Source organism: Bacteroidota bacterium (assembly GCA_039111535.1).
Classification (GTDB): domain Bacteria; phylum Bacteroidota; class Rhodothermia; order Rhodothermales; family JAHQVL01; genus JBCCIM01.
The window spans coordinates 1-5,142 of record JBCCIM010000297.1; the positions used below are offsets into that span (position 1 = coordinate 1).

Here is a 5,142-nt window from a genome sequence, read left to right on the forward strand (position 1 = left end):
AGCGCCTCCCTAGAGCACTCAAGGATGCACCAGACTCATATTCTCCCACTAGATGTTTCTTGAAGGATATACTATAGCGCTTTATTACTCGCTTTTCCATGGTTTACTTGCTTTGCTGTAAACCTATAGCAGGACGAGACAAACGACCCTTCGAAATTCGGAGTTCCTTGTTTGATGTTCGATATTCCAACAAGGGTTGCCCTCCTGAAAGAGGTCCTTCGCAAGCTCACGATGACAGACGCCAGGCCTTACGCCATCCCTCCTATCTCCTCACTCAAAACGCCTATCTCCTATCTCCTCACTCCTATCTCCTATCTCCTCACTCCAAACCCCCATATGCAACAGGTCGTGGTAGACGCCGTCTACGAAGTTTTCCTTTTTCAGCACCCCTTCTACTTCAAAGCCCTTCTTTTTGTATAGCTTGATGGCCGGCGCGTTGTCTGCGCGGACCTTGAGGTTGATTTTTTTGATGATGCCAGAAGCCTTGGCCCAGTCGAGCATGCTGTCCATCAGGGCATCGCCAATCCCGCGTCCCCAGAAGGCGCGGGCTACGGTAATGCCAAATTCTGCCACATGGCTGAGCCGCTGTCTATTACTGGATGAACAACTGAGGGTGCCGGCGAGGGTCTGGTCTACAAAGGCAAGGACGTAGAGACAATTGGCGGCGCTTCTGCATCGATCGAGATAAACAGCTTCTTCAGCCTCCGTCATCTCAAATTCACCCGGTCCGAATGAAAGGAATGACGTTTCACCGCTCACGCGTTCAAAATACGCCAGTAACCAAGCCGCGTCGCTCGCTTCAGCTTCCCGTATAACGAGGTGCTGATCATCACGGGTTTTCAGGATTCTAGGAAACACAGCCTGCCTCACCAAAGACAATAATCAGGGCAAGCGGGCAATAATGCGTAACGGACCGCCGCTCCCCCCCTTAATTTTCATAGGAAGCGCCACCACATGGGCGCCAGTTGCCGGCAATTGGTCCATATTGGCTACATTTTCGAACGCCGGGATATTTGCCGCAAACAGCGCTACATGGCTGCTATACGTTGTAGACTGACCATAATCGATACTGGCTGTATCTATCCCTAACGCGCTGATATTGCGGTTGTCTACAAGCCATTGGGCAGCATCGGGATGTAAGCCGGGGAAATGTAAATTGGCAACCCCTTCAGCACCCCGCAGTGCTGTACCCAGGTACTTTTCAGCATCTGGCCAGTGGGCACCATACCCTGTACGAATCAGCAAGATATTACCATCCGGAAGTTCGCCGTGCGAGGCTTCCCATGCTATGATATCAGCTGTTGTGACGAGGTAGTCCCGGTCTGCGGCGGCCTGTGCAGACACATCAACCACGCTTGCCGGCCCGATGAGACGGTCTAGCGGTATTTGTTCGGTTGACTGCTTGCCCTCCGAGAAGTGTACCGGGGCATCCAGGTGTGTGCCGCCGTGTTCAGCCGTCGCTACCTGGTACGACTCATAATAGAACCCGCCTTCCATATAGCCCACGGCAACTGTATCCATCTGGAATAATGCAGAAGTAGGCCAGTAAAGGGTCTCATCCGAAAATGCGTAGGTCAGATCAATCCACGTGCCATCCAGCGGGTTAGCGGCATGCTTAGATTCCGACTCACACCCCATCCATCCAACAAACATAAAGAGTAAACCAAAAAGTAGGATATGCTTGACTTGCATGATGGTAAACAGTAATTACCGTGAGGATAAAAGGTGGGCTATGTCCTGAAAGTAAGCCCAATATAACAGACCAGTCAAGATTCCTAAAAGATCTGTACCTCGTTGGATTCCAAAGGCCAGGAAATATTAGCACTTTTAAAAGCCGGCGACGAGCGGGGCATCAACATGCTCTTTAGCATCTATTTTGTCCCCCTTTGCCAGGTAGCGTTTCGCATTGTGCATAACCAGCAAGTGGCCAAAGACGTGGTGCAGGATGTATTTGTGCGGCTGTGGACCAACAAGGAACGGTTGCACATTCAAACTTCCATACTCGGTTATTTGAAGAAGAGCGTAACAAACGCAAGCATCGATAACCAGCGGTGTGCATACGAAGCGCGGAAAGTGCAATGGGATGCAGCCAGCAACTTGCAGCAGGCAACAATCCAGACCGCCACAACACACGTTGAGCGCGACGTTGAAGCCAAAGAAACTGCCGCACTTGTTGAGCGGGCCATCGGGCAGTTACCGGAGCGCTGCCGGCTTGTTTTTATCCTGAGCCGGCGTGAAGGGCTGTCGTATAAACAAATTGCAGAAAAACTGGAAATTTCGCCAAAAACGGTCGAAAACCAGATGTCAAAGGCATTGAAAATATTACGTAAAGCGCTGGCAACGGTGCTATCAATTGGCCTTCTGCTCCACTATTATTTATTTTTTTTCAGGGTACCATAGGGGTACAGGCTGTTTGAACACGTCCCGTATTCAAAACCAACAGGTTTATGCAATCCGAATACTACGAAACGCTAATACACAAACACCTGGCGGGTGAACTGACTGCTCAAGAGCAGGAAGCATTCGACATGTGGCTGGGCAGCGCGCACGAAAACCGCGCGCAGCTCCAGGAGGCGGAGCGTATATGGACGTTAACAGCACCTGTTGATTCGACACTGGACATCGACCTAGATCACGAAATTTCCCGCTTCAAGGAGCGGATTTCGCCCAGGGAAACAGCAAAGATTACCCCCCTCTTCTCACGTACTGTATTCAGGATAGCGGCCGCTGCCACAGTATTGATTGGAGGCCTTATCGCGCTGCTTCAACTTACTGCCGGCGACTTGCAGGTGATCGAAACCGCATCGAACGAAATGCGGCAGGTTGTGTTACCCGACGAAAGCACCATCTGGCTTAATGAAAACAGCAAACTGACCTACGACGCTGCATTCAACACCCGCCAGGTAGATCTTTCGGGAGAAGCATTTTTTGATGTAACACACAACCCTGACCGCCCCTTCTCGATACAAAGCGGTGTCGGCCTGGTCCAGGTACTCGGGACCTCGTTCAACGTGAGCAACCTGCCGGGTGAAGACCCGATTGTGGTTACGGTTGCGACCGGACGAGTAGCCCTGAGCCATGTCGATTCAACAGCACGCACCATTTTGGAAGCAGGATACCAGGGGATGCTTAGCAAGGCAACAGGAACGCTACGCCAGCAACCCAACAACAATCCTGATTTCATGGCATGGCGCGCGCAGCCACTGGCTTTTGATGGGACTTCTTTTGATGAAGTGGTTACAATGTTACAGGCACATTTTGCCATTGTAATTGAGCCGCCCGCTGAAGCCCTGGCAGCATGTACATTTACCGGTGAATTTGAGGCGCCGGCACTTGGAGAAGTGCTTGCTGCCCTCTCATTCAGCCTTAACGTCGACGCTTCTGTAACCCAAGGTGTATATGCGTTTAACGGTACCGGATGCTCCAAATGATTTTCCCACGGATTCACCGGGGAAATCTCATCCGAACTGATTAAACCATGAAATACATACATCTGCTTTTTGCATTGCTGCTCACAGCATTCGTGCCCCACACCGATGTGGCAACAGCCCAGGATATTCCACCGCAAGCTGTTCCGATTACCCAGTCTATTCGCGGGACGGTTGTAGATCTTGATACCCAGGCACCGTTGATCGGGGTCAATGTCATCGTCCTAAATACAAATCCGCTTAAAGGTACCAGCAGCGATGTAAACGGCCGCTTCGCAATTACGGACGTGCCCGTTGGCCGCGCCACACTCCAGGTCACCTACATCGGCTATGAGCCTCTTGTACTATCAGACATGCTGATTACGGCCGGCAAAGAGCTGGTACTTGCTCTGGAGCTCCAGGAATCGGTCATCGAAACTGAAGGGGTGGTTGTTGTAGCAGATGAGTTTGAAGGCGTCGCAGTGAATGAAATGGCAACGGTCAGCGCGCGTTCTTTTTCTGTTGAACAAACCCAACGCTACGCAGCCAGTATTTCCGACCCGGCACGTATGGCCCAGACATTTGCCGGCGTCACTGGTGGCGGGGATGACTTGCTCAATGACATCGTGGTGCGCGGCAACGCTCCCAAAGGCCTGTTGTGGCGTTTAGAAGGCATCGAAGTGCCTAATCCCAATCACTTTGGCGGCGAAGGCGCATCTGGCGGCGGCGTGAGCATGCTAAGTTCGAGCACCCTGAGCCGGTCCGATTTCTTTACCGGCGCTTTTCCAGCTGAGTATGGCAATGCAGCTTCAGGCGTGTTTGACTTGTTCTTGAGAAATGGTAACGCGGTGAAACGGGAGTATGCATTCCAAATCGGGGTACTGGGGATTGATGCGGCCATCGAAGGGCCATTCAGTGCTGATTACAATGGCTCGTTCCTGATCAACTACCGGTATTCTACGCTGGGTGTGCTTAACAACTTTGGCGTGTTGCCAGACGAGTCCATCCAATACCAGGATCTGTCTTTCAAATTCAATTTCCCTACCCAAAAAGGCAATAGCTTTACGCTCTTTGGCCTGGGCGGCGATGCACAGGATATTTACGGATCAGCGGTTGCGGACTCCACGCAGTGGGTAGACCCGATCGACGACGCCATCAACGGGAAATACGCACCACGGGTTGGCATACTCGGCGCTTCTTACCTGCATTTGCTTGGGCCAAACACATACCTCAAAGCGATCGGCATGATTTCGGGGGAGCGAAGAACAGACGACGAACTGCTGCTCATTCCGAGTGAAGACTACCGCGGCCGGATCCTCGAGCAGCAAGATACCCGCAACGCAGCATATCGGGCTTCGCTTCAGTTGAATCACAAGTTCAATGCCCGCCAGACGCTTCAGGTCGGCATTGTAGGCAGCCAGCTTTCATACAACCTCGTTGACCGCATCAGGGACAGCATAAACGGTCCCCTGATCAACTTCCTCGACCAGAAAGGAAGCACAAACATGTTGAACAGCCACGTCCAGCTCAAGCTTCGGCCATCTGCCCGACTCACCCTCACGCCCGGTGTGCACTACACGTACTTTGCTTTCAACAAAAACCACTCCCTTGAACCGCGCATCGGCGCAGCATGGCGGCTGTCGGAAACGCAAACACTTTCGTTTGGCGTTGGTCTGCATACCCGCACCGAATCCACAGCGTTGTACCTCGCAGAACGGACCAACGCCGCCGGCCA

The 5,142-nt window shown here is 52.2% G+C and carries 5 protein-coding genes; 3 read left to right on the forward strand and 2 right to left on the reverse strand.

What is annotated here, in order from left to right; all coding sequences use genetic code 11:
• Window positions 1-270: 270 nt before the first annotated feature.
• Window positions 271-858, reverse strand: coding sequence for a GNAT family N-acetyltransferase (locus AAF564_25790; protein ID MEM8488984.1), 588 nt, complete (start codon window positions 856-858; stop codon window positions 271-273).
• Window positions 859-882: 24 nt separating this feature from the next.
• A complete protein-coding gene (locus AAF564_25795) occupies window positions 883-1,692 on the reverse strand; it encodes a cyclase family protein (GenBank protein MEM8488985.1) in 810 nt (269 codons plus the stop codon).
• A gap of 102 nt (window positions 1,693-1,794) precedes the next feature.
• On the opposite strand from AAF564_25795, the gene AAF564_25800 reads away from it, so the two are divergent.
• The 3 genes from AAF564_25800 to AAF564_25810 form a co-directional block, all read left to right on the forward strand.
• Entirely contained in the window at window positions 1,795-2,400 is a 606-nt protein-coding gene (locus AAF564_25800) for an RNA polymerase sigma-70 factor (GenBank protein MEM8488986.1), read from the forward strand.
• A 47-nt stretch (window positions 2,401-2,447) separates the two neighbouring features.
• Window positions 2,448-3,431, forward strand: a complete 984-nt coding sequence (locus AAF564_25805) for a FecR domain-containing protein (GenBank protein MEM8488987.1) — start codon at window positions 2,448-2,450, stop codon at window positions 3,429-3,431.
• A 47-nt stretch (window positions 3,432-3,478) separates the two neighbouring features.
• The coding region (locus tag AAF564_25810) for a carboxypeptidase-like regulatory domain-containing protein (GenBank protein MEM8488988.1) at window positions 3,479-5,142 on the forward strand (1,664 nt) is incomplete at its 3' end.

Bases quoted from the DNA above. Each gene is read 5' to 3' on its own strand.
- AAF564_25795 (MEM8488985.1), bottom strand. From the start codon at position 1,692: ATGCAAGTCAAGCATATCCTACTTTTTGGTTTACTCTTTATGTTTGTT.
- AAF564_25805 (MEM8488987.1), top strand. From the start codon at position 2,448: ATGCAATCCGAATACTACGAAACGCTAATACACAAACACCTGGCGGGT.